Annotated in this window: 21 protein-coding genes; all 21 read right to left on the reverse strand. The window is 36.6% G+C overall.

Translation table 11 applies throughout. The features are described from left to right. Nucleotide 1: 1 nt before the first annotated feature. The 21 genes from NTX65_11855 to NTX65_11955 all read right to left on the reverse strand — a co-directional run bounded on the left by NTX65_11855 (nt 2) and on the right by NTX65_11955 (nt 24,306). Nucleotides 2-1,384 carry a deoxyribodipyrimidine photo-lyase gene (locus tag NTX65_11855; GenBank protein MCX6170030.1) on the reverse strand — a complete coding sequence of 461 codons (1,383 nt, stop codon included), beginning with the start codon at nt 1,382-1,384 and terminating at the stop codon, nt 2-4. Next, nucleotides 1,365-1,820, reverse strand: a complete 456-nt coding sequence (locus NTX65_11860; protein MCX6170031.1) for an EVE domain-containing protein — start codon at nt 1,818-1,820, stop codon at nt 1,365-1,367. The genes NTX65_11855 and NTX65_11860 overlap by 20 nt, the downstream gene beginning before the upstream one ends. Continuing rightward, nucleotides 1,817-2,272: a DUF1572 family protein gene (locus tag NTX65_11865; GenBank protein MCX6170032.1), complete on the reverse strand. Its 456-nt coding sequence runs from the start codon at nt 2,270-2,272 to the stop codon at nt 1,817-1,819. The genes NTX65_11860 and NTX65_11865 overlap by 4 nt, the downstream gene beginning before the upstream one ends. Before the next feature lie 41 nt (nt 2,273-2,313). Beyond that, on the reverse strand, nt 2,314-2,742 hold the full coding sequence (locus NTX65_11870; GenBank protein MCX6170033.1) for an SRPBCC family protein: 429 nt from the start codon (nt 2,740-2,742) through the stop codon (nt 2,314-2,316). A 241-nt stretch (nt 2,743-2,983) separates the two neighbouring features. Beyond that, nucleotides 2,984-3,142: a hypothetical protein gene (locus NTX65_11875; protein ID MCX6170034.1), complete on the reverse strand. Its 159-nt coding sequence runs from the start codon at nt 3,140-3,142 to the stop codon at nt 2,984-2,986. A gap of 9 nt (nt 3,143-3,151) precedes the next feature. Continuing rightward, on the reverse strand, nt 3,152-5,641 hold the full coding sequence (gene feoB, locus NTX65_11880) for a ferrous iron transport protein B (protein ID MCX6170035.1): 2,490 nt from the start codon (nt 5,639-5,641) through the stop codon (nt 3,152-3,154). A gap of 191 nt (nt 5,642-5,832) precedes the next feature. Beyond that, complete coding sequence (locus tag NTX65_11885; protein ID MCX6170036.1) at nt 5,833-6,435, reverse strand: LuxR C-terminal-related transcriptional regulator; 603 nt, start codon at nt 6,433-6,435, stop codon at nt 5,833-5,835. After that, on the reverse strand, nt 6,436-7,152 hold the full coding sequence (locus NTX65_11890; GenBank protein MCX6170037.1) for a hemerythrin domain-containing protein: 717 nt from the start codon (nt 7,150-7,152) through the stop codon (nt 6,436-6,438). An 82-nt stretch (nt 7,153-7,234) separates the two neighbouring features. Beyond that, a complete protein-coding gene (gene uvrA / locus NTX65_11895; GenBank protein MCX6170038.1) occupies nt 7,235-10,012 on the reverse strand; it encodes an excinuclease ABC subunit UvrA in 2,778 nt (925 codons plus the stop codon). A gap of 113 nt (nt 10,013-10,125) precedes the next feature. Next, nucleotides 10,126-13,437: a SpoIIE family protein phosphatase gene (locus tag NTX65_11900; GenBank protein MCX6170039.1), complete on the reverse strand. Its 3,312-nt coding sequence runs from the start codon at nt 13,435-13,437 to the stop codon at nt 10,126-10,128. Nucleotides 13,438-13,550: 113 nt separating this feature from the next. Continuing rightward, nucleotides 13,551-14,588 carry an MlaD family protein gene (locus NTX65_11905; protein ID MCX6170040.1) on the reverse strand — a complete coding sequence of 346 codons (1,038 nt, stop codon included), beginning with the start codon at nt 14,586-14,588 and terminating at the stop codon, nt 13,551-13,553. Nucleotides 14,589-14,599: 11 nt separating this feature from the next. Beyond that, a complete protein-coding gene (locus tag NTX65_11910) occupies nt 14,600-15,349 on the reverse strand; it encodes an ATP-binding cassette domain-containing protein (protein ID MCX6170041.1) in 750 nt (249 codons plus the stop codon). Continuing rightward, on the reverse strand, nt 15,334-16,140 hold the full coding sequence (locus NTX65_11915) for an ABC transporter permease (protein ID MCX6170042.1): 807 nt from the start codon (nt 16,138-16,140) through the stop codon (nt 15,334-15,336). The genes NTX65_11910 and NTX65_11915 overlap by 16 nt, the downstream gene beginning before the upstream one ends. A 277-nt stretch (nt 16,141-16,417) precedes the next feature. Further along, entirely contained in the window at nt 16,418-16,777 is a 360-nt protein-coding gene (locus NTX65_11920) for a YraN family protein (protein ID MCX6170043.1), read from the reverse strand. Nucleotides 16,778-16,862: 85 nt separating this feature from the next. After that, nucleotides 16,863-17,504, reverse strand: coding sequence for a ribonuclease HII (locus tag NTX65_11925; GenBank protein MCX6170044.1), 642 nt, complete (start codon nt 17,502-17,504; stop codon nt 16,863-16,865). After that, nucleotides 17,504-19,333 (reverse strand): BamA/TamA family outer membrane protein, encoded by a 1,830-nt coding sequence (locus tag NTX65_11930; GenBank protein MCX6170045.1) that lies wholly within the window; start codon nt 19,331-19,333, stop codon nt 17,504-17,506. Before NTX65_11930 ends, NTX65_11925 begins: the two co-directional genes overlap by 1 nt. Nucleotides 19,334-19,371: 38 nt before the next feature. After that, complete coding sequence (locus tag NTX65_11935) at nt 19,372-20,343, reverse strand: PfkB family carbohydrate kinase (protein ID MCX6170046.1); 972 nt, start codon at nt 20,341-20,343, stop codon at nt 19,372-19,374. Nucleotides 20,344-20,466: 123 nt separating this feature from the next. Further along, complete coding sequence (locus NTX65_11940) at nt 20,467-21,741, reverse strand: GWxTD domain-containing protein (GenBank protein ID MCX6170047.1); 1,275 nt, start codon at nt 21,739-21,741, stop codon at nt 20,467-20,469. A gap of 28 nt (nt 21,742-21,769) precedes the next feature. After that, nucleotides 21,770-23,053 carry a 30S ribosomal protein S12 methylthiotransferase RimO gene (gene rimO / locus NTX65_11945; GenBank protein MCX6170048.1) on the reverse strand — a complete coding sequence of 428 codons (1,284 nt, stop codon included), beginning with the start codon at nt 23,051-23,053 and terminating at the stop codon, nt 21,770-21,772. Between the two features lie 80 nt (nt 23,054-23,133). Next, nucleotides 23,134-23,964 (reverse strand): phosphatidate cytidylyltransferase, encoded by an 831-nt coding sequence (locus tag NTX65_11950; GenBank protein MCX6170049.1) that lies wholly within the window; start codon nt 23,962-23,964, stop codon nt 23,134-23,136. Next, nucleotides 23,965-24,306 (reverse strand): hypothetical protein, encoded by a 342-nt coding sequence (locus NTX65_11955; protein MCX6170050.1) that lies wholly within the window; start codon nt 24,304-24,306, stop codon nt 23,965-23,967.

A 24,306-nucleotide genomic window follows, 5' to 3' on the forward strand; every position in this document is an offset into this window, starting at 1 on the left:
ATCAAAATTGATTGCCGGCAATATATTTTTTTACGTCAAATTTTTTAGCGCAGCCGTTGTAATTCATGTAACGGGTTTTACCATAAACAGAACGATCGAACCAAGCGCGGTCGTGAACACCGCCTATTGACCATGCAATTCCTGCATAACCATTCGGATCCCTGCCGTCAAGTTCATATTTATCATTTAAGTAAATTGCAATGCGCATTGCCTCTTCTGGTAATTTGCTCCATTCCAAAATTTTTTTTGCCCAATACATTCGCATATATCCATGCATCTTACCTTTACTTATCATCTCTGATTGTGCGGCATTCCAGAGTTCGTCATGAGTTTTGGCGTTCTCAAATTGCTTGAGTGAATATTCATACTCACGTTTATCTTTGCGATGAGAATTCAACGAGTTCTTTGCCCAATCCGGAAAACCATCAAATGAATCGTAATTTTCATTGAAGTAACAAAAATTATCGGCTAATTCCCGTCTCACAATCAGTTCTTCTAAAAACGATTTATGTGATTCAGAATATTCGGTCATCGGTTGTATCATTAAAGCAACACGCTGAGGAGAAATCTGCCCAAAGTGAAGGTAAGGTGAGAGATTAGAGGCACCATTTGCGTTCGGATCATTACGCTTCTCGTTATAATTTTTCAATTTATGTTTTATAAAATATTCCAATATAAGATGAGCAGTTTTCTCGCCGGGTATAATCCAATCAACTTCCGGGACATCAAAATTTATTTTAAGTGAACTTCTAATTTTTTGCCAATCAACTTTATCGTTATTAAAATTACTTCGTTTCATTTTCTTCAAGGAAGGAAACTCATCCATAAATTCCGGTAATAATTTTTGAATCTTGGGTCGTATAGTATAAGCCGCGAACTCCAGCTTGTTTGATGCAACCAGACATGGAACAATATTGTGTGCATCAACCTCATAAAATGGAATTTCTATTTTTTCTGCTACAGATTTTTTCCAACGGCGTACACTTTTTAGAGGATTGAAATCTGTAACCAGTGCCGAAGCATCAGATTCAACAACATACTTTGGAATTTCAATTTCCGGATTACCGCTTAACAATAAAAATGGAATGTTAAATCGCAGAAGTTCGTTCTCAACTTCTTCCAGTCCTTTCAGCATAAAACCATATTGACGGATGCTTGCTTCTAAAAAATTTGGAACAAGGTTAAAAATAACATAAAGAGGAATTTTCCTTTCAAGTGCAATTTGCTGGGCATGAAGCAAAGCCCAGTTATCATGAGCACGTTGATCACGCTGCATCCAATAAATTACCGGACCGTTTTTAATTATTCCTTCTTTGAGGGTTCTAATTCTTTTTGGATGAATATTATTAACTAATGATGACAGGTTAATTTCCCATTCTAGCAATTTCTTCGAACTCTTCTTTAGTTACCGGCATTACAGATAAACGGTTTCCTTGCTGAATAAGATTCATCTTCTGCAATTTCTTGTTTGCTTTTATCTCGGCTATTGAAACCGGGTTACTAAACTTTTTCACAAACTTAATATCAACCATAAACCATGCGGGAGAATCCTTTTTACTTTTTGGATCGTAGTGAACGTCTTTAGGATCGAAAGCGGTGAAATCCGGATACGCTTCTTTAACGACTTCGCAAATTCCAACTGCTGCCGGAATTTCTGTACTGCTGTGATAGAATATCACTTTGTCGCCGGCTTTCATTTCATCTCTAATAAAATTACGAGCCTGGTAATTGCGGACTCCGTCCCAATATGTTGTTTTGTTCTTCGCAAGATCATCAATCGAAAAAGTTTCCGATTCCGATTTAATAAGCCAATATTTCATAATGATTCTCTTCGAATAAGTCTTCTGTGATAATTTATCTGTCCAAGATGATAGCTGAGATGAGCGAGCAGATGGAGAAGCATATAATTTGTAGAAAATATTTCGCCCTGTTTTTCTAGCGGAAATGGTTTTTCAAAATCTTCTGTCTTAAGATTTGATAAAGCATTTTTAACAACAGAATTTGTTCTTTCAAGTGAGGTTAGCAATTCTTTTCGCGGAACCATTACAGTGTTGAACTCTGCTTCTCTTTCTCTTTTGTAACCCGTATTTCCTAATGCAAAACCAATAAAGTGGTTCAGATTACCGATGAGATGCAAAGTTAAATTTCCTGCTGAATTTGCAATTGAACCCTGCTTGATCCACAGATCGCTTTCATTTTTATATAACTTGATCTCTTCAATCAGTTTGTTCAAATCTCGCTCAAACAACTCTACTAAAGTATCTTTAAGCATAATTATACCTTTATAAATTTTTTTACATGACTGGATTAAAATTATCTTTCAATTATTTCTTTCATCAAATTCAGAACTATCAACCAATTTGCTTCGGAGTGTTCTTTAGACTGCAGATTAGGAACATTATCTTGAGTTAGTGTAAGAATTGTTTTATCCCCTTGGCTTTTAAGATTAAATGTGATTTGCTGATAATTTTCCGGTACATCTTCCAACTTGGAAAACGAACTCCAATAATTATACTTAAGTTTTTGTTGGGGAATAAACTCGAGTATGGTTCCTTTATCTTTATATTCCACTCCCTCCCAAACACCTTGAAAAACGATTGGCCTGCCGACTTTCCAATCTGTCACCGTTTCTGTTCCAAAGAGATATTGTTTTATAATTTCCGGATTAGTAAGAGCATCCCACACTTTAGATGAAGGAGCGTTTATTTCTTTATTTATTACAATAGAAAACTTATTTGTCAAAGGAATCCTTCTTTAATGATTGATTTTTATAATAACAGAAAATCCTCAAAAATAGTTTTCAAATACCGGGTGTAAACGGAAAATTCAAACTCTCGTAATACTCAAGAGGTTTATCCGGTTTCATCCTATAATTCTGGCAAAAGATAGAATCATGCTAGTTAAAATTCAATACACTAATGTTAGAAATTGAATTTGAGATTCATGTAGGGTAATTTCAAGGCAGGTAAACTAATTGTGTATTTTAATGTTTACATCCAGCATCGAACTTGGATAACTCGCATCCCGTGCATCCGCCGCAGCCGTTTTTAGTTTTCTTAGTCAGTAAATTCTTTATGAAAGAAAAAACTGTGAGGCTTGCTGTCAAACCGATAATTGCAAATACTGCTAAATCTTGATTCATAATTTTGTCCTAAAAAATATTTCCAATATGATAAACACTAAAAGCAATAAACCACGCCAGTACAGTAGTATATACCATTGTGAATGATGCCCATTTCCAGTTTGCCTCTTTTTTGATTGCCGCTATTACTGCAACGCAAGGAAAATAAATAAGTATGAACAACATCAGCGAATATGCTACCAGCGGTGAAAAAACTTTCTCTCCTATCTTAGGCCCGCTTGTAAATACCTGTTCCTGCAATCTGTTCTTAAGATTAACCGAATTATCGCCGGATGTAATTTCAGATTGATAAAGTACGCTCATCGAACCGATTACAATTTCTTTTGCTGCTAGACCGGTAATTATGCTCACTCCGATTTTCCAATCCCAGCCGAGCGGCTGAATTACGGGAACAATCAAATGTCCGAGCCTGCCGATATAAGAATTTTCCATCCGTTCGGATTCTTTATTTATTTCAATCAGAGCAATCTCCTTTTCTTTTTCTTTGCTTGTTAAAGAAGAATTGGAAGAAATTTGATTGCTCATTGTGTTGTAATCTTTTGAATATTTTATATCGCGTGGAAAATAACCGAGCGCCCAAATAATTATTGATGCTGTTAAAATTACAGTTCCCATTTTTGTAAGGTATTGAACGCTTTTATTCCACATGTGAATAGTTGTATTTCTTAAAGTCGGAATCCGGTATGGCGGAAGTTCCATTACAAAAGGAACATCTTCCTTTGCAAAAAATATTCTTTTGAAAACCAGCGCCACTAAAATCGCGAGTGCTATTCCAATTACGTAAATGGATAAAAGAACAAGCCCTTGATTCTTTGGAAAGAACGCCGAGATTAGTAAAACATAAACCGGCAACCGTGCGCTGCATGACATGAACGGAAGAATTAGCATAGTCAAGATTCTATCTTTTCTATTCTCTAGTGTGCGTGTTGCCATGACCGCAGGAACATTGCATCCGAAACCCATTATTAAAGGAATAAATGATTTTCCGTGCAAGCCCATTTTATGCATCAGCTTATCCATAATAAAAGCCGCCCGGGCCATGTAGCCTGTATCTTCCATCAGAGAAATACAGAAAAAGAGAATTAAAATGTTCGGAAGAAAAACTATTACGCCGCCAACACCGCCTATAATTCCGTCAACAATTAAATCGTGTAAAGAACCTGCCGGAATTACATTACCTAATAAATCGCCAAGCGCGCTAACACCTGAATCGATCCAATTCATCGGGTAGCTTCCGAGCGAAAAAGTTAATTGGAACATTACCCACAAAAAGAAAATGAAAAACGGGAAACCCAGGTATTTGTGCGTTAACATGAAATCAATAGAATGACTTGTCTGCCTCTTATTAATCTTGTGTTGTTTAAATGTGTCTTTAAGAACTCCGTTTATAAATCCGTATTTCGCATCGGCAATGATTGTGTCGGATTTTTCTTTGTATTCGCGCTCTAATTCTGTTTTTTCTTTTTGAGCCAGTGAAAGAAGATTTGCTGTACCTGGTACATTTGATATTTGATCAGTAAAACTTTTATCGTTTTCGATTAGTTTGATAGCAGTATAACGCGGGAAATAAAGATTACCAACCTCTTCGTTCTTATTGATTTCCGATTTTAAAATATTGATGGCTTCTTCAATGTTTGTTCCGTAATTGATGTGAACCTGCCTGGCGATGGGATCTGTGTTTTCATAAACATCAATTATTTTTGAAAACAAATCCTTGATGCCTTTTCCTTTCGAAGCAACTGTTGTAACAATGGGAATACCGATCATTTTTGCGAGTGTTTCGTGATCAAATTTATCACCTTTGTTTTCCAGTTCATCGTACATATTCAATGCTATAACAACCTTTATGTTCATATCCATCAACTGAGAAGTCAGGAAAAGATTCCGTTCGAGATTAGAAGAGTCGATGATATTGACAACTACATCAGGCTTCTTTTCGGTAAGATGACGACGCACAAAGAGTTCTTCGGGTGAATATTCCGAAATTGAATATGTTCCGGGTAGATCGGTAACATTTATCAAGTATCCGTTTTGATTTACAAAAGCTTCTTTCGTATCGACTGTTACACCGCCGTAATTTCCAACTCTTTCATGTTTGCCGGTTGCAAAATTGAACAATGTTGTTTTACCTGAATTCGGATTTCCAACAAGTGCGACATTGATTGTCTTACTTTGTTCAACGATTGTATTCTCAATCATACCTTCGTCAAACATTCCTTTATAAGACGACTGGAAGAGTTGATCATATTCATCTGCAGGAACAACTTCTATCAAACGAGCTTCGCTTCTGCGTAGAGATACTCGGAAGTCCATTACTTCATATTCGATCGGATCCTGCAATGGAGCGTTTTTGATGACCTTTACAGATTTACCTTTTACAAATCCCATTTCTGTTATTCGTTTTCGAAATGCACCGTGTCCGTTTATTTTCGTAATTATTCCGGTCTCATCATTCTGAAGATCGGAAAGAAGGATTGCCGTTAATGTTTGAGTTGTCATATAATCTTCTTAAAAATTTATTCTGGATCTCACAGTTATCGCTAAGCTGTTGTCGAGTTTAATCACAATACTTTTATCATTGATTCATAATTCGGTAAGAAAATTATGGACAGTCCGATCTTCTTACAATCGCTAAATAAGGTGAATTATTGAGGTTTGTATCCCAACTAATAGGGATATCTTACGGGAAATTAGCCTGAAAAGTCTTCTATCTGAATGATTTTATTCAAAATGGCGTAAATGGTCAATCCGGCTTGACTTTTTATTCCGGTCTTTTGAGAGATATTCTTCCGGTGGCTTATTACTGTGTGAATGCTTATGAACAACTTATCGGCTATTTCTTTGTTTGATAAACCCGCGGCAACTAATTTTAATACTTCTATCTCGCGGTCGGAAAGCTGCTCGTGCCCCGCAGTGGGTGAAGCCGACGAATTGGATTCATTTATTTTATTAATCAAACCGATAATTGAATCGGGCGTGTCCGTGATATGGATTGTCTTATCGAATAACGACAACATCTTCTGATTGAAAAAAGTATAAACCAGCGCAACCCAGTATGTATCTGTCTGAGCATTTTTCAATGCAGTGAATTCTTTGTCCTTGTTTTGAATTTGAGAAGGGTTGATGATTATTACATCAAGTTTCTTCTTTCCAAAATAATTTTCCAACTCGTCAAAAGTGTCTATCCTGAGCATTTGAAAATATTGCCCCGATTTTAAAAATATATTCGAAAGTCCTTCGTAAATAATCTGAGAAGGTTCAAGAACCGCAATATTAATATGCCGGTTATTCAATTATAAACTTTTCTCCAATTTGCCGATTAAAGGCATTAATACAGTCTCTTCAATTATTGAATGAACATTTAAATCATACTCAAGTTCGAATAAACTGACAACAATTTTTCTTCTGAGTACTCTGTCATTTTGAACCGGAACGTACTTTAATAAAAGCTCTTTCAAGTCGGTTAGTTTCGATTCTATATCCGTATGATGTTCGCTGTACTCGTCCACTGAAAAATTGGTTTTTTGCCGGTCGGCTTTTTTCTGATTTCCGATTCGCAGAAGTTCGTTAAAATAGGGGAATGCAATTCTGTTCTCGTACGAAAGATGTTCTTTCACTTCTTCAAAATATTCGTTAAAAAATTTGTCTATCAGTTTTATTTCGGGTGAAGTGTTTTTTGAATAAAGCTCTTGAATGTATTTTTTAATCTCCGGGTACTTTTCATTCTCATAATAGTTGTGAGAGTTTTTCAAGTATGTTATAATATCGGCTATATCATTGTTAGAAAAATTCTCTTCTCCTGAAAGATTAAAACCGTTGTACAAATTTGCGAATGTGACAAAAACTTTCTCGCTGATCTTGTTCTCTTCACACAATTGCATTACGGTTTTGTCGTGAACAATGAAATCCAATCCTGAATGTTCCATAAGCAAAAGGATCAACGGATTGTCGAAAATCAAGGCGGACATTTTCATTTCGGGAGTTATATATTTTCTATCTGTCTGGTACATATCAGTTCCATAATTAAATTCTATTAAAATTAGATTAATACGTATAGAACAAAGTACAATTTATTTTAATTCAATATCTCTCTTAGTTTAAATAGCTTTTAAGAAATCTTCCAGTGTGCGATTTTTCATTCTCGGAAATCTCTTCTGGAGTACCAACGGCAACAACCTCGCCACCTTTATCTCCGGCTTCGGGACCAAGATCAATTACATGATCGGCACATTTAATTATATCTAAATTGTGTTCAATTATAACAACCGAATTTTTGTTTTCTATTAGCATCTGAAAACATTTTAGAAGCTTTCCAATGTCGTCGAAGTGGAGACCGGTTGTCGGTTCGTCAAAAATAAAAAGTGTATGCTGATTTTTCTTCTGCTGGGAAAGATGCAAGGCAAGTTTAACACGCTGTGCCTCTCCGCCCGAAAGTGTAGTTGAAGGCTGACCGAGTTTTATGTAGCCCAACCCAACATCTGAAAGAACTTGAAGCATTGAAACTATTTTTGTGTTGTTAACAAAGAATTCGATTGCTTCGTCAACGGTCATGTTCAAAACATCAACAATATTTTTCCCACGGTAAGTAATTTCCCTTACTTCTTTTTTGAATCGTGTACTTTTGCAATCATCACATTCAAGATAAAGATCGGCAAGAAATTGCATCTCGATAGTTATGTATCCTTCGCCCTGGCATGTCTCGCATCTTCCGCCCGGGACGTTGAACGAAAAGTAACCCGGCTTGTAACCGCGCGAACGTGCTTGCGGTGTATTTGCAAAAAGTTCGCGTATTGTTTCATATCCTTTTACATAACTGATCGGATTTGAACGGGGAGATTTTCCGATAGGAGACTGATCAACAATCTCTATTTCATCTATGTAACGGGAGCCCTCAATTGAATCATACTTACCAAGCTTACGGGGATTGCCGCCGTTTATTTTTATTATGCCGCTGTAAAGAATATCATGAACTAAAGTTGATTTACCCGAACCGCTAACCCCGGTAACTACAACAAATTTTTTAAGAGGGAACTCGACATTAATATTTTTAAGATTGTTCTCTCGTGCACCGATAATTTTTATTGATTCTGTTTCCAAAGTGTTTCGATTTTTAGGAATCGGAATCTGAAGAGTACCGGAAAGATATTTTCCCGTGAGTGATTTCTCATTTGCTATTATCTCATCGCATGTTCCCGATGCCACGATTTCCCCGCCGTGAATACCAGCGCGTGGTCCCATATCAAAAATCAGATCGGATTCATGCATCATATCTTTATCGTGTTCTACAACTAAAACTGTATTACCAAGATCACGAAGCGATTTTAAAATATTAATCAGCTTAGCATTATCACGCGGATGTAAACCTATTGACGGTTCATCCAGAACATAAAGCGTTCCCATCAATGCGGAGCCAAGAGAAGTCGCAAGATTGATCCGCTGAGTTTCGCCTCCGGAAAGTGTGCTGCTCAAACGGTCTAATGATAGATAACCAAGCCCTACATCATTTAAAAATGCGAGACGTTTTACAATTTCATCAAAAATTCTTTGTGCGATTGCCTTTTCGTAATCTGTAAGAGATAAGAGTTTGAAAAAAATCTGGGCGCGTTCGATAGACATTTGAACAATTTCGTGTATTGATTTTTCATCAATCATAACCTGAAGAGCTTCGCGGCGCAGACGTGAGCCGCGGCATGCTGCGCAAGTTGTATACCCCCGGTATTTGCTCAACAAAATCCGGATTCCCATCCTGTAAGTTTTTTCTTCAAGATGTTTGAAGAATCCGTTTATTCCTACAAATCCTTTGAATCCATCTTTGACGAATGTTAATTGTTCTTCGGATAAATCTTTGAATGGAATGTTCAAAGGAATTCTGTTATCATTGTTTCTAATCAAGTCTCTGAGATATTTGCTGTTCTTCACAGTGCGCCATGGAGCCACGGCGCCTTCCATCAAACTTAATCTTGGATTAGGAACGATGAGATCCATCTCATATCCCATCGTTTTGCCGAAGCCCTGGCAGACCGGGCATGCACCGAAAGGATTGTTGAATGAAAAAAATCTTGGTTCGGGTTCTTCATAACGGATTCCGCAGCATTCGTAAAATTTTGTGAATTGCTTGGACTGGTTAGTCTCGGCATTTATGATTGCAAGCCGACCTTCTCCTTCTTTAAACGCCGCCTCAATTGATTCCGCAAGAGTTTCCCTTACTTTTCCTTTCTTGATCTTGAAGCGGTCGAGAACAACAAAAATATCTTTTTTCGATTTAGGAATAGTTTTAGTTTCATTCAGGTCAATTAATTTTTCTTTCAAGAAGATTCTGAAGAAACCTTTTTTCCTAAGTAAGTCAATTTCTTCTTTAACAGTTCTTCCTTCATGCGAATGGATCGGGAATCCGAGGTAAAATTTCGCTTCTTCATCTTGATCTTCCAACCATTCGGAAACGGTTGCAACCGTATCTTTCTTAACAACTTTACCGCAGCTAAAACAAATTGTTTTTCCGATGCGGGCATAAAGTAGACGCAAATAATCAAATATCTCTGTGCTTGTTCCTACTGTTGAGCGCGGATTTCTTGCGCCGGTCTTTTGTTCAATTGCAACTGCGGGAGAAATTCCAAAAATAAAATCAACATCCGGTTTGTTCATCCGTTCAAGAAACTGGCGCGCGTAGGATGATAAACTTTCTACATAACGCCGCTGACCTTCCGCATAAATTGTATCGAATACGAGAGAGGACTTTCCGCTGCCGCTTACACCGGTAAACACAACTAATTTATTTCGTGGAATTTCTAACGAAACGTTTTTAAGGTTATGCTGCCGTGCTCCTTTGACAATTATTTTGTTCTCTTGTGAGACTTTATGTTTTGATTTCATCCCGGGTTTTTCTTTTTCCAAAAATTAAAATACAAAAATTCTTAGGGAGACACATAAGTAATTGAGACTGGAAATCCTTCGCGATTATTTATTGTTCGAGGGATTAACGTTTTTTAGAGCACTTTTATGATAATCAAAGTCATATCATCGCTTTGATTTGTATGAAACGTGAATTGTGTTACGTTCTCAAATATAGCTTCTTTGATCTGTTGAGCCGAGAGTGAATGTGTGTCCATCAATTCGAGAAGAGTTATTAATCTGCCCGCTCCGTATAATTCTTTCTCTTTGTTCTGTGCTTCAGTAATTCCGTCTGTGGAAAAGAGTAAAATATCTCCCGATGTAAATTGATGCTTCTGCTCTTTGTACTCGGTAGTTGGAAGTCCGCCCAGAGGAAATTTAGGTCCTGAACTTTCCAAAGAAAAAACTTTACCATTGGTTTTTACCAGCGGTGGATTCAAGCCCGCATTTGTAAAAATTAATTCTTTAGTTCTAATATCAAGCATTGAAAAGCATAAAGCTGTAAACATCTTTCTGTCTGTTTTTGAAAATAAAGATCTGTTTACACGTGTCATAATTTCTTTTACTGTAAGATTACCGTGAATAAGAGAAGTAATCATTCCGCTGCACAGGAGAGCATTCATGGCAGATTTCATTCCTTTACCTGAAACGTCGCCAATGATTATTCCAAGTTTCGTTTTCTCTTCGTCCATCCAGATATAGTCGAAGAAATCACCTCCTACTTCACTTGCAGGAATGCATAAAGCTGAGAAATCGAACAATTCAATCTCGGGATCTTTATTGGGCATAATAGACATTTGAGTTTCGTGAGCTGTACGCAGTTCGGTTAGTATTCTCACGTTCTTCATTCTTCTCTTTAATGAAAAAACAAATAAACCGCCGGTAAGCATTAAACAAATCGCAATGAACCACCACGTTTTCCAGAAAGGAGGCAGAATAATAATGTTAATTGAAGTTCCGGTTTCATTCCAGATTCCATCATTGTTGGAACCTTTTACATGAAACACATATTTACCCGGCGACAAAGTTGTATAAACAGCGTATCGTTTATCTGCAGTTGTAGTGATCCAGTTTTCATCAAGTCCTTCCATTTTATATGCGTACATGTTTTTAGGAGGCGAGTTGAAATCGAGTGATGCAAATTCGAATGAGAAAAGATAATCCTCGTTAGAAAGTTCGATCTCGTTTATGGTATTAATCGGTCTTTCAAAAGTAACTTCCCGATTTAGTTTTTTGAAGCTGGTTATTACAACTGGAGGAATATGAGTGTTATCTTTAATTTCTTTAGGATAAAAGGAATTAAATCCTCCAATGCCGCCAAAGAACATTTCGCCGTTTTTGCTCTTGAAAAATGATCCTCCGTTGAATTCATTATTCTGCAGACCATCGCTGACATTGAAATTCTTAAAAGTTTTTTTGTCAGGATCGAATTTGGCAAGACCGTTATTAGTACTTATCCAAAGAAAGCCGTCTTCATCTTCCAGCATTCCATAAATAGCATCACTTGGTAAGCCATTTTTTATTGTATAACTTCTGAAAGTTTTATTCAGTACATCAAATTCAATTAGTCCGCCTCCCCAGGTGCCAAGCCACAATCTATTATGTGAGTCTTCATAGATAGCAAAAATATAATCATTGTTGATGCTCTTTATATCACCGCTTTTTGCGCGGTAATGAGTAAAAATATTTTTTTCTCTGTCAAACTTGTTTAGTCCTCCTCCTTGTGTTCCAATCCAAAAGTTTCCGTTATGATCTTCAAAAATTACACGTACAAAATCATTGCTAAGGCTATTTTGATCATCAGGCGAATTCCTGTAAGTAATAAATTTTGGCGAAGATTTTTTGTTATTATCAAAAATCATCTTGTTAAGTCCACCGCCGTTTGTTCCTATCCATATAGTTCCCGAACGGTCCTGATAAATTGATCGCAATTCATTATAGCTGATACTGTAAGTATCATTTTCTCTGTGGGTGAATGATTTAAAATTTCCCGTCGCTTTGTAGAATAGGTTCAATCCTCCTCCGTTTGTGCCTACCCAAAAATTGCTCTCTTTATCTTCAAATACTAAGCGAACAATATTATGGCTCAGACTATTTGTATTATTCGGGTCATGCAGATAATGAGTATAAAGTTTTTTTGAACGGTCCAAGCTATTCAATCCGCCGCCGTGAGTTCCTATCCAAATTATACCGGAATTATCTTCGTAAATAGACCAAACAATGTTTTCGTTTAGACTGTTAGGAGTGTTTGGAATTTTACTATAAAGATTAAATTTTTTTCTTCCCCTATTAACCAAATCAATTCCCCCTCCGTAAGTGCCAATCCATATAAGACCGGATCTGTCTTCAAAAATGGACCTGACTTCATTATAGCTTAGACTGGCAGGATTCAACGGATTATGCAGGTAATGTCTAAATGATTCTGTCTTCCTGTCGAAAATATTTAGTCCGCCTCCGTTCGTTCCAATCCAAAGTGTTCCGTTCGTATCCTCGTAGATAGCATAAACCTGATCATTATTGATGCTGCCGGGGTTGCCAGGTACATTTTTATATCTTATGAAAGATGAGAGTGAATTATTTTTTGTAGGAGGAATTAATTTGTTCAATCCGCCGCCGCGTGTACCTATCCATAAAATTCCTGATCTGTCGCAATAAATAGAATAAATTTCATTATGGCTAATACTCTTTGAATTTCCCGGCTCATTTAGAAATACTGTAAAAGAATCATTTTTTCTATCAAATCTATTTAAACCGTTATCCGTTCCTATCCAGAGATTTCCCTCCTTATCTTCGCAAATAGATCTTATAATGTTATGGCTCAGACTCTTATCATTTTTGGGATTGTTCTGGAAACGCGTGAACTTACGTGTTGTTTTATCGAATTTATTCAATCCTGCATCTGTGCCAATCCACAGGTATCCTTCCTTATCTTCATAGATTACATTTACGTTATTATTGCTTAGTGTTGCCTCATTTTTCGGATCGAAACGATGATGAGTAAATTTATTCTTTAAAGGATCATACAGATCCAAGCCACCGTAAAAAGTACCTATCCAGATTCTTCCATCTGTGTCACCGTAAAGAGCGGTTATCTGATTGTAGGAAGGACTATTTGTATTATTCGGATCGTTTCTATATACCTTGAATTCATATCCGTCAAATTTATTCAAGCCATCTTCTGTTGCAATCCAGATGAATCCCGTTTTATCCTGAATAATATGAGTTACGATGCTCTGTGAAAGACCATGCTGCAGAAAAATTTGTTCGAAAATTGGATTGTTGTTCTGGGAATAGTTGTTTGTATACGAAGTGAGTATGAATGATAATACTAAAAACAGAATTGATTTTACATCTTTATCGGAAAATATAAGATTAAAAACAAATTCAATATATTCTCTAACTTTCAACACGTTTTTCAGCTGTATCTATTTTGAAAAATAGTATGCTTATCGTGGTGATGTGCAATTAAAAAGATTGAACAACCATCTAAATATTATTTATAATTCAGTTCTCTATAATGCTATTTTTTAGTGTTTATTTTTGACTCGAGTTCTTTCAGTTCCTTCATTTTATTATCAAGAATTGCCTGCTGCTTTTTCAGTTCTGTAAGTTGAAGATCAATCGCTTTCTCATATTCGGATTGGTTCCAATATCCACGTTCTTCAAAATAACTTTTAAAGAGCCAGTTATGCTTAAGAGCTTCCATATTTTCCGCTAAACTAGATGTTGCAATACGTGCATCATCAGAAGTCTTAGCCAAATTCTTGATTATTATTTTAACAGAGTCTGCAACATTGTTGTCCACAATTAAAGAACCAAGAGCACCTTCACCGCGTTTAACTTTATGTATAAGATTGCGAACGTCAACCGTCGCGCTGTCTATATTTCCGATAATTGTTTTCAAACTAGTGCTTGTACTTACAACGATGTCGGCAATTTCATCCAGACGCTTTGTAATTACACTCAAACTTTTATCGGCGGATTTTGTTGCGTTCACAGCCGAAGTATAAAGTTGATCATCGTTGACAAGTTTGCCGACTGAACCTTCTCCTTTGTTTATCTTTGTAAAAATTTCTGAAAAATCTTTTGTAAGATTATTGATGTTGCCCATTATTGATTTAGTGTCTTCCATAATTGCGGAAATGTTAACCGGATTTTTGGAACGGATGACTCCATTGTCACCAACTTCAGAAGTTTCTGTACTTCCTGCAGTTATTGTAACTATTTTTTTACCGACCAAACCCTCGGTTTCAATAGAAGCTTCACTATCAATGTGAATGAAATGTTTAAGTTCATTATCAATCCTCATTTTCACTTCCACGTTTCCTGTTGAATCGTTTGAAAATGAAATTGAACTTACGCTTCCAATATCGTAACCACTTAATCGAACTGGGGCGCCGCTTTTCAATCCTTCGATCTGCGCAAAGTATGCTTTTAGCTCAGTAGAGCGGGTAAAAAGTTTTTCTTTGCTGCCCAATAGAAAAATGGAGATTACAAATAGTACAGTTCCAAAAAAAACAAAAATTCCGAGACGAGCGCCTTCAAGTTGTTTTAACATCTTTTACTCCGCTAAACTTTTATAATTTCATGACTGAAAAAATTTTTCAAGAAAGGATCATTGGACTTGATCAATTCATCAATATTTCCTTCGTAAGCAACATGGGCTTCTTTCAAAAATATAGCGCGGTCGGCTATAATTTCCGCGCAGATCAGATCGTGTGTTACAACAATTGAAGTCATATTCAATTTTTTCTGAAGATTGAGTATTAGTTCGCTAATTTCTTTCGATGTAATCGGATCGAGCCCGGTTGTCGGCTCATCATAAAGCATCAGCGCCGGATCGGTTATTATTGAACGTGCAAGCCCGATTCTCTTTTTCATACCGCCGGAAAGTTCGGAAGGCATTTTATCAATTGCTTCTTCAAGTGAAACAAGTTCTAAAGTGTATTTAACTTTATCATCAATTTGTTCCGGCGTCATCTCATCGAAGTGGCGTTTTAGCGGGAATGCCAGATTTTCACGCACCGTCATTGAATCGTATAAAGCCGCGCCTTGAAATAAAAATCCGATATCCTTACGCACTTTGTTCAATTGTTTTATTGATAATTCTAAAATGTTTTCATTGTTGATGAAAATATTTCCACTGTCGGGTTTCATCAGACCGATTATACATTTGAGCAAAACGCTTTTACCGGATCCGCTTTTTCCAAAAACAATAAGATTCTCTGCGCGGAGAACTTCAATGGAAACATTTTCGAGAACAAGAAGTTCCTCAAAACGTTTTGTAAGATTTTCAACTTTAACTATAGAGTCGGCCATAACCACAACGTAATTTTAACTAAGACCATATCAAAAACTAAAATAAGCAGAGAGGCAAGAACCACGGAAGTTGTTGACGCGCGTCCGACGCCTTCTGTTCCGCCTTCGGCAGAATATCCTTTATATGAACCTACAAGCCCAACTATGTATCCAAAGATAAATGTCTTTGCAATACCGGGAATAAAATCTCCAAATTCAACCGATTGAACTACCGAGTTTTGATAATATTGAAAACTCATCGGCTCGACAATAACTATTGCAAGGTAAGCGCCCATGACTGCAATTATAACAACGTAGATTGTAAGAACAGGAAGAATCATTGTTGTTGCAATAACGCGTGTAACTACAAGATATTTGAATGGATTAATTGCCGAAACTTCCATTGCGTCTATTTGTTCTGTAACTCGCATCGAGCCAAGTTCTGCGCCAATACCGGAACTGACACGTCCGGCAAATATTAAAGCTGTTATTACGGGACCGAGTTCACGTACAACAGAAAGAGAAACCATTCCCGGAAGAAAATCGCCTGCGCCGAATCTTTGCATTACCGGCTGACTCTGCATTGCAAGTACAAGTCCAATTATAAATCCGGTGATGCTTACAATCCCAAGCGTTTTAACACCTAGCTCGGTCATATGTTTTTTAATTTCCGATATTTCGTAAGGAGGCATGAATGCCTGCTTAAGAAATTCCCAGTTGAATATGGTTAAGCCCGTTAACGTTGCAAAAAAATTATAAAGGTAATCCCCGTAAGTTAACCGGCGCCCGTATTTATGTTTTGGAAGATTCATTCGAAATTATTTTTATGACAGTAACAAAATAGTAAAAGAATCGAATACTTTGAAGTAACACCGGAAATATTCCATTAAATTTCAGAAAAACTCAGTCATGTTGAGCCCCGATTATCATCGTGATAAACTCCACGAAACATGAGCGACGCAATACATCCATTTCTCGACTTCGCTCGAAATGACTTTGCATCTCCGATCGGAATGGCTTAGTATTTTTATTGGCAACCTAATTCACAAATGGATTCCCGATTTAATCATGAGGGAATGACAAATGGGATTAAAATGCGTTCTTGATATGATTGATCTTTGGTTTTTCATCTTTTAGATGAAGGATAGCAATCAAATCTATTCGGCAATTCTGTTCGCTGATTTTTTTGTCAAAAAGATAAGCTTCGGCTGTTCTTCTGATCAGTTTTTGCTTTCCTTTTGAAATGGACAGTTCCGGCGGTCCGTATTCATCATTAGTTCTGTATTTAACTTCAATAAAAACTAACTCGTCTTTATCCTTGACAATAATATCAATTTCGCCATGCCCGTAAAAATAATTCCGTTCAACAATTTGGTAACCAAGCTGTTGTAAAAATTTACAAGCAAGGTCTTCGCCGTAATTGCCGGTCTTACGTTTGTTCGTATTCAAGTCAGTTGTCAATAGTCAAACCCAATTTATCAGTATGCTTAGGCACTCAGGCACTTAGTTACTCAGGAACTCAGCTACTCATTTTCTATTGCCTGAATTCTTCAGTAAAAAGTTTTTCTTGTACTTCTTCTAAAATATTTTTCAAAAAAGTTTTACGGTGAATTGGCGAAGCTCCGAATTTCTTTACAGCTTCTCTGTGAGCAAGAGTAGCGTAGCCTTTATTCCGGTTCCATAAGTATTCCGGAAATTTATTGTGAGCTTCCTTCATAATTCCATCACGTGTTACTTTTGCAATAATTGATGCGGCTGCTATTGAGAATGATTTTGCGTCTCCCTTAACCACTGTTTTTGTTTTAATATCAGAGATAAAAGATTTGTTACCGTCAATTAAAATTAAATTTGGAATAAGGGAAAGCTTGGACGCAGCATGTTTCATTGCTTTAAGTGACGCTTGTAAAATATTTATCTCATCAATCTCTTCGTGTCCAATAATTCCAATTCCGTACGAAAGACAATTTTCTAAAATCCACACATAAAGTTCTTCCCGTTTCTTTTCAGTAACTTGTTTTGAATCGTTGATCTCTTTATGAAAGGTGTTTTTATCAAATATAACCGCGGCGGCAACAACAGGCCCGGCAAGCGGACCGCGCCCAGCTTCATCAACTCCGGCAATAAGTTTAATTTTTGGGGAGAGGAATTTGTTGTCAAAATCTTTTAGTGTGCGCATCAAAATTCATTTATTATTCCAAAATGTATTTTTCCATCACCGAAGGAATCTCCTTTAGCAAGAGCAAAACTTACACCCAGAACACCAAGACCGGTCTCAATATTCAGACCAAAGCCGTAACCGATCTTAAAAGAAGAAATCTCCGGAATGTTTTTCTGTTTATCCTCGTTGCGTAAAAAATATCCGCTGTCGAGAAACAGAAATGTAAACGAACGTTTAGAGAGAAGAAATCTGTATTCAAGATTAGACCAAAAAATTCTGTTGCCTTGGAATTGCTTCTCTCTATATCCGCGTAAAGTATTTGCACCGCCGAGAAAATACAAATCACTTAAATCTGTGTTGTCTCCTCGTAATTCGCGACCGTGAACACCTATAGCAGCAACCTGTTTCTGAAAGAGTTGACTGAAAATAGTAAAATCGAATTCCAATCGCTGCAGTGAAATATTCAATTTTGTATCTGGAGTTATAAATCCGGTCGGACCGTTTATTCTTTTCGAAATGAATTTGTAACTATTATTTAAATAAATTCCTTTTGTCGGAGCGTAAAAATCATCGCGGGTATCAATTCTAAAATTAACTCCGGTTGTGAAAGAAGTGGAATTAAATACGGTAGAGTTTTGTGAATTCAGTTCTGATGGAATAGTGGATTGTGTACCGATAATAATTGAAGCGGAAATTTCATCTGTCGCCAAATATTCCAAACTTCCTTCGAGGTTGCGCTGAACATAAGTTGAATCCTGTTTTCGCTGCAGTAATGAGCCTTCAATATTAAACGGGAGATCAAAGAGCCAGGGTTCAAGATAATGCAGCTCAAGTTCTTGAGAAGAACGGTTCTCCTGCTGCCATCGGAATGATGCCGCGCGGCCTGTTCCAAATAGATTGCGCATGTTAACATTTATAAAACCCGTTAAATAACCTCTCTCTTTATCATTTACTGCGGGCACATATCCAAGAATTCCGTCAAAATAATTTGTCTGCTTTTCTTTTATAGATATTTTTAAGACACCTTCTTGTTTGGAGTTAAAATAAAACTCCGGCTGTTCAACCGGTTCAAAGAAACGTAAACGGTTTAAACGGTCCGGTATTTCATCAATTTTTTTTTGAGAATACTCTTGGCCTGTTTTTAAATGTAAAGCACGTGTAATTACAAAATCTTTTGTTCTGTCATTGCCCTGAATTTCTATCTTGTCGATTTTACTTTTAACGCCTTCATCGATGTAAAGAATAAGATTAGCAAAGCGGTCTTCATTTGTCTCTTCGCCGGAAGGATTTGTAAGTTCAACGGATTCAATTCTTATTGAAGAAAACGGGTAACCAATATTTTCATAATAATCTAGAACTTCAGAAAGAGCGAAGCTCATATTAGCGTTTGTTAACGGTTGGTTTTCAAGTTGAGAGAGAATTTCTGCTATCCGGGTTGAATCTTTAACTGCTCTACCAAATTTTATTTTATTGATGAGAGTTGGCTTACCTTCAGAAACATTTATAAAGAGCGAAGAATTTACCGAATCAATTTTTTCAATCACAATTTTACGAATGGAAGAGTTAAGATATCCTCTCTCTTCCAAAGCGGAAGTGATTCTAGATTTTACCGAGTCTTCCAATCCGGCAAAATATTTAGAGCCCGTTGAAATTTTAGACCAGCTCAAATAGTCATTTGCCGAAAATACTTTTTCTCCTGTGATCTGGATTCTTGAAATTGTTTGAGAGAATGAATTTATGATGATTATGAAATAAATAATGAAAGTTAGATTCGTAAAAGAACGCAGGTGACGCTGATTATTATGAGTAACGAGAATTAGATCATGAATAATCTTAATTATCTCCATAGGAGTCCTTCGGACATAATTAATCCGCGTTCCATTTTCTATTTATAATTCGGAGTGTCATTGATGATCTTCATCTTTTTACCGATTGTACTTAATTCCACATCGAGAGCCAATCCTTCCATAAGTTCAGAAGTAACTTCGCACGTTTCAAATCGTGTAGCATTTAAAGCACCAAGCGCTGCGGCTCTCTTAACAAATTCGTCAAAGACAAGAGCATTTTCCAATCCGTATGCAACACCGGCGACAAATGCGTCGCCGCTTCCGGTCGAATCTAACACATCAACCCGCGGCGGAATTATTTTATAATGGAAATTAAATTTGCTAGCATAAATTGGATTGGCGCCGTCCGTTAAAAAAATCAGCTTGATATTTTTTGAATAGAGTTCATGCAGAAAATCTAATTTATCTTTTTCGGTACTCAACGAAATATTCAGAGATCTTTCTACTTCTTCTACATTATTATGAATTACTGTGGGAGAGGCGGATATACAATCATTAAGATGATTTCCGTACGTATCTAATATCGAAATTTTATCGTGTTTATTTGCAAGCTCAATTCCAAAAGGAAAGATATCATCGGTCTCTTTGCAAGGTGAACTTCCTGCAAATACAACTATGGAACAGTTCAGAATCATTTTTTCAAGTTTGTTCTTGAATTCCGAAGCTTCCTCTGAAGTAATTATGCTATTCATTCCAAAGAAAGTAGAAACGCGGTTATTGTTTTTTTCGATAATTAAATCGGCAATTCGAGTCTCTGATTTTGCCGATACAACGGAGAATTCAATTTTATCATGAGTTAAACAATGACGTAAAACTTTACCATTGTTTCCCCCAAGAAAAGTGAATGCTGAATTTTGAACGCCGAGGAAATTTAATTGACGGTTTACATTAATTCCTTTTCCTCCAGCATAAAAAATCTCATTTGTACTTTTATTTGATTTGCCGAGTTCTACGGATTCAAAAAATAATCTGCGTTCTAATAGAGGATTAAGTGTAATAGTGAGAATCATTTATCAATAAGTAGTTTTTAGTTTTCAGTTAATAGTGAATGGTTATTATATGATTGTTGATAAATATCAATTTATGTACTCAGGAGTGAGAACCCATAACTCATCATTCAAAACTCGCCACTGTTATTGTCTGTATCCCGGCCACCGGCTGTAATCAGGATCCAACAAACGGTAATCGCCAAAGCCAGTATGATCCAGGAACACAAATGATCGGTTCAATTCGTAATATTGCCATATTTCATAAGGCTTCGAGTCCATATCCATAGGATGTCTCTCAACTGAACTTGGCGGACCGAAAGTGACAAAAACCATCCCCATATCACTTCTCCATCCATCACCAAGCCCTTTGAAGTGTTTGTTGGCGTAATCAATACGTCTGTAGTATTCATAAAGAATTGGATTGTCATCTTCTTTAGGGTTTGGTTTTTTCTTATCCCAAAACGTTAGGAAGCGGGCCATTTTTTCGTCGTAGGCTTTTCCATCCTTTATATAATCTAGTTCTTCTGGAGAAGCTATGTACAACATCTGATTAATCGCAATGTCCAGATCAATTATTGTAGAAGGTAGACCGCCGATTTTGGCGTGTAATTTTTTGTCGACTGAAGTAATCGTTTTCCTATTAATATCTTTTAAGGTAACGGTCAATTCAAAATCACCGACAGTAAAATTTGTATTTTTTATGGTATGTGTAATTGTATTAACACCTGGTTTTAGGGTCCGCGGATCTTCCTGCTTTAAAGAAGTATTTTCTTTAATATCATTAAATGTGTATTCAAGAACAACATCCTGTTGCTTGCTGGAATAAAGATCGAAGAAGAAGGAGAGTGATGTATTCTTGCTTGTAACAGTCGAAGAAATATTAGGTACAATTCTTTCCCCACCTGCTTCTTTAACAATTTCCGAGATAAGCATTATGTCGCTCACTCCAAGTGAATCTGTTATTTGACGAACATTGAGCGGTAGTTCTTTAGATGAAATTCGTCTTGAATCGGAATCTTCCACTACACATTTTAAAAAATATTTGCCGGGTGAAAGATCAAATGATTTATAACTTAGATAAAAATTTGATTTGGACAATGTATTTGTAAAATCTTCCGAACTGACTTTTTCTTTCCAGTTACGTTCAAAGATGATATTATTCTTCTTCTCATCCATAAAAGTTAAGGTAATATCAAAACCGCCGCGGAATCCGTCATCTTTCTTAACAAAGGAGATATTTGAATAGGGGACTTGAACGAAAACATCTATGCGTGTTTTATTAGGTACGGCGCTCATGTATCCGGCGTAATCAAGAAAGAAGTTACCTTCCCTGTTAAATGTATTGCTGCTGGATGAGGATTCAACCTGAGCAAACAAAACAGATGCGAAAATAAACGATAATAAAATTATTTTTTTCACTTATAACACTCCTTTTCCCGAATTCAATTTACTTGCCGAATAAATCATACTCATTGCAATCGTAAATATCAACATGATAAAATTCACCTACTTCAAAATTTTTATTTGCCGCATTAATTAATACTTCGCCGTCAACTTCTGGAGCGTCGCGTTCCGAGCGGGCAATGTAATTCTCACCGTCAAGTGAATCAATTACAACCTTTATTTTCTTGCCTATGTAAACGCGGTTTTTCTCTTCCGAAATTTCTTTCTGAATTTCCATTAATGTTGCCTTCCGTTCCTCTTTTATTTCCGGAGGAATCGGATCACCAAGTATAAAACTAGGCGTGTCCTCTTCAACAGAATATGTGAACACTCCAAAACGATCGAATTTTATATCGCAGATAAACTGACAAAGTTCCTCAAATTCTTTTTCGGTTTCATTCGGGTAGCCGACAATAAATGTTGTGCGCAAAGTTAGACCCGGAATTCTATCTTGAAGAGTATTGAGAAGTTCTTTTGTCCGCCGTTGTGTAATTCCGCGCCGCATTGATTTTAATACAGGATCGGAAATGTGCTGGAGCGGTATGTCAATGTATTTACAAATTTTCGGATTGCTCACAATCTCATTTATCAGATCATCCGGAAAGTGTGAAGGATAAACATAAAGAAGGCGAATCCACTCGATATCGGAAATTTCGGAGATTTTATGAAGCAGTTCAGCAAGATTTCTTTTTCCATAAAGATCAATACCGTAGTCTGTTGTATCCTGACCGATAATAATAATCTCTTTTACACCTTGATTTGCTAATGAAGTTGCTTCAGCAATAAGTTCATCCATCGGTTTTGTTTTATGAAGTCCGCGCATTAATGGAATCGCGCAGAATGAACAAGGATTATCACATCCCTCACTTATCTTCAAATAGGCAAAATGTTTTGGTGTAGTAATGATGCGTTCGCCAAGCAGTTCGTATCTTAAATTACCGCCAAACTCTTTTACAATTCCTTCGTAAGCTTCCGTGCCAAAGAATGCATCAACCTCGGGAATTTCTAATTTGAGATCATTCATATACCTTTCGGAAAGACACCCGGCAACTACAACTTTTTTAATTTTTCCTTGTTTCTTCAACTCGATTGCGGAAAGAATCGTATTGATAGATTCTTCTTTTGCAGCATCTATAAATCCGCATGTATTAATTACAATTGAATCTGCCTGGTTTGGATCGTCAATCAAATCGAACTTATTGAGTTTGAATTGACTCATCAAGCGTTCGGAATCCACAGTGTTCTTCGAACAACCGAGGGTTATAATAGAAATTTTATTTTCGTTCATGAAAACTTTCTAATGGCAAACCGGTTAATAAAAAAGTTTATGATTATTAAAATCATAAACAACCTTAACAATCTGCCGTTTTATTTCGTAAAAAAAGTAAGGTAAAGATAAACAATTGGCGCCGTGAATAGTAACGAATCAAATCGGTCAAAAATTCCACCGTGACCCGGAATTAGAGATGATGAATCTTTTACATGAGAATCGCGCTTCAACAGGCTTTCAACTAGATCTCCAAGCTGTCCAAAAATTCCAACTATAACTCCAATTGCAATAGCATCTTTCATAGTTAAAAAAGCAAGTACAAGCTCACGGGCGGCAATCATTCCTACAATTGCAAAGAAAAAACCGGCAACTGCTCCTTCCCAGCTTTTATTGGGACTTACACGCGGCATTAACTTATGCAGACCGTATGCACTTCCAATAAAATAAGCCGCAGAGTCACAGATCCAAATGGAGACAAGAATTGAAATAATTAAGTATCCGCCCTGCGCGTATGTAAAAGCAGAATCATTATAGAATTCGCGTAAATCTAAAATTGCCGCGGAAAAAAAACCGATATAAAAAATCCCAAGCAATGTAGTTCCAAGATTTGCAATTGCGGATTCTTTATTCCTAAAGAGTTCGAAGAGAAGTAATAATAAGATTAAGCAGATGAAGAAAATGCGGTAGTCGAAGAAATTTTTATATTCATTAATTATAATTAGGGCAACAGCCAGATAACCGATAAATCTATTTGTATAGCTGTGTTTATTTCGTACCATTTTGGAAAATTCGTAATAGGAAACAAGTCCAATTCCAAGTGTAAATATTAAAAAAGGAATTTTTCCAATCAGACTGAGAATAACAATCAACGGCACACCAATCAAAGCAACTATAACACGCGTTGATAAGTTGTTCATCTTTTTAGTCATTTATTCCTCATCGTCCATTTTGGCACTATTAATATCATTGATAATTTGTAATGTGGCTTCTGCATCTTTCTTTTTTACAAGCAGTTTAACGCCGGCCTGATCTCCTAGAAACGGATAGCTCCGGTCTCTTCTGGAAATTATTATACTGTCGATCTCCGCACCTTCGAGATTTGCTTTCAACATTTCTGCCATATAAGGATCTGTTGAAACGAATGCTACAATCCAATCTTTAGGGTGGAGTAAATTTTTTTCAAATTCATCATCTGGAATTAATTCGGCACCGCAATCGGCGCAGTATTTAATTCCCTCAAAATATTCATATTCACATTTCGGACAGATCAT

The sequence above is a fragment of the Ignavibacteriales bacterium genome (assembly GCA_026390795.1).
In the GTDB taxonomy this organism is placed as follows: domain Bacteria; phylum Bacteroidota; class Ignavibacteria; order Ignavibacteriales; family Melioribacteraceae; genus Fen-1258.

Bases quoted from the DNA above. Each gene is read 5' to 3' on its own strand.
- NTX65_11860 (MCX6170031.1), bottom strand. From the start codon at position 1,820: ATGAAATATTGGCTTATTAAATCGGAATCGGAAACTTTTTCGATTGAT.
- NTX65_11865 (MCX6170032.1), bottom strand. From the start codon at position 2,272: ATGCTTAAAGATACTTTAGTAGAGTTGTTTGAGCGAGATTTGAACAAA.
- NTX65_11875 (MCX6170034.1), bottom strand. From the start codon at position 3,142: ATGAATCAAGATTTAGCAGTATTTGCAATTATCGGTTTGACAGCAAGC.
- feoB (MCX6170035.1), bottom strand. From the start codon at position 5,641: ATGACAACTCAAACATTAACGGCAATCCTTCTTTCCGATCTTCAGAAT.
- NTX65_11890 (MCX6170037.1), bottom strand. From the start codon at position 7,152: ATGTACCAGACAGATAGAAAATATATAACTCCCGAAATGAAAATGTCC.
- uvrA (MCX6170038.1), bottom strand. From the start codon at position 10,012: ATGAAATCAAAACATAAAGTCTCACAAGAGAACAAAATAATTGTCAAA.
- NTX65_11905 (MCX6170040.1), bottom strand. From the start codon at position 14,588: ATGTTAAAACAACTTGAAGGCGCTCGTCTCGGAATTTTTGTTTTTTTT.
- NTX65_11910 (MCX6170041.1), bottom strand. From the start codon at position 15,349: ATGGCCGACTCTATAGTTAAAGTTGAAAATCTTACAAAACGTTTTGAG.
- NTX65_11915 (MCX6170042.1), bottom strand. From the start codon at position 16,140: ATGAATCTTCCAAAACATAAATACGGGCGCCGGTTAACTTACGGGGAT.
- NTX65_11925 (MCX6170044.1), bottom strand. From the start codon at position 17,504: ATGCGCACACTAAAAGATTTTGACAACAAATTCCTCTCCCCAAAAATT.
- NTX65_11930 (MCX6170045.1), bottom strand. From the start codon at position 19,333: ATGGAGATAATTAAGATTATTCATGATCTAATTCTCGTTACTCATAAT.
- NTX65_11935 (MCX6170046.1), bottom strand. From the start codon at position 20,343: ATGATTCTCACTATTACACTTAATCCTCTATTAGAACGCAGATTATTT.
- rimO (MCX6170048.1), bottom strand. From the start codon at position 23,053: ATGAACGAAAATAAAATTTCTATTATAACCCTCGGTTGTTCGAAGAAC.
- NTX65_11950 (MCX6170049.1), bottom strand. From the start codon at position 23,964: ATGACTAAAAAGATGAACAACTTATCAACGCGTGTTATAGTTGCTTTG.
- NTX65_11955 (MCX6170050.1), bottom strand. From the start codon at position 24,306: ATGATCTGTCCGAAATGTGAATATGAATATTTTGAGGGAATTAAATAC.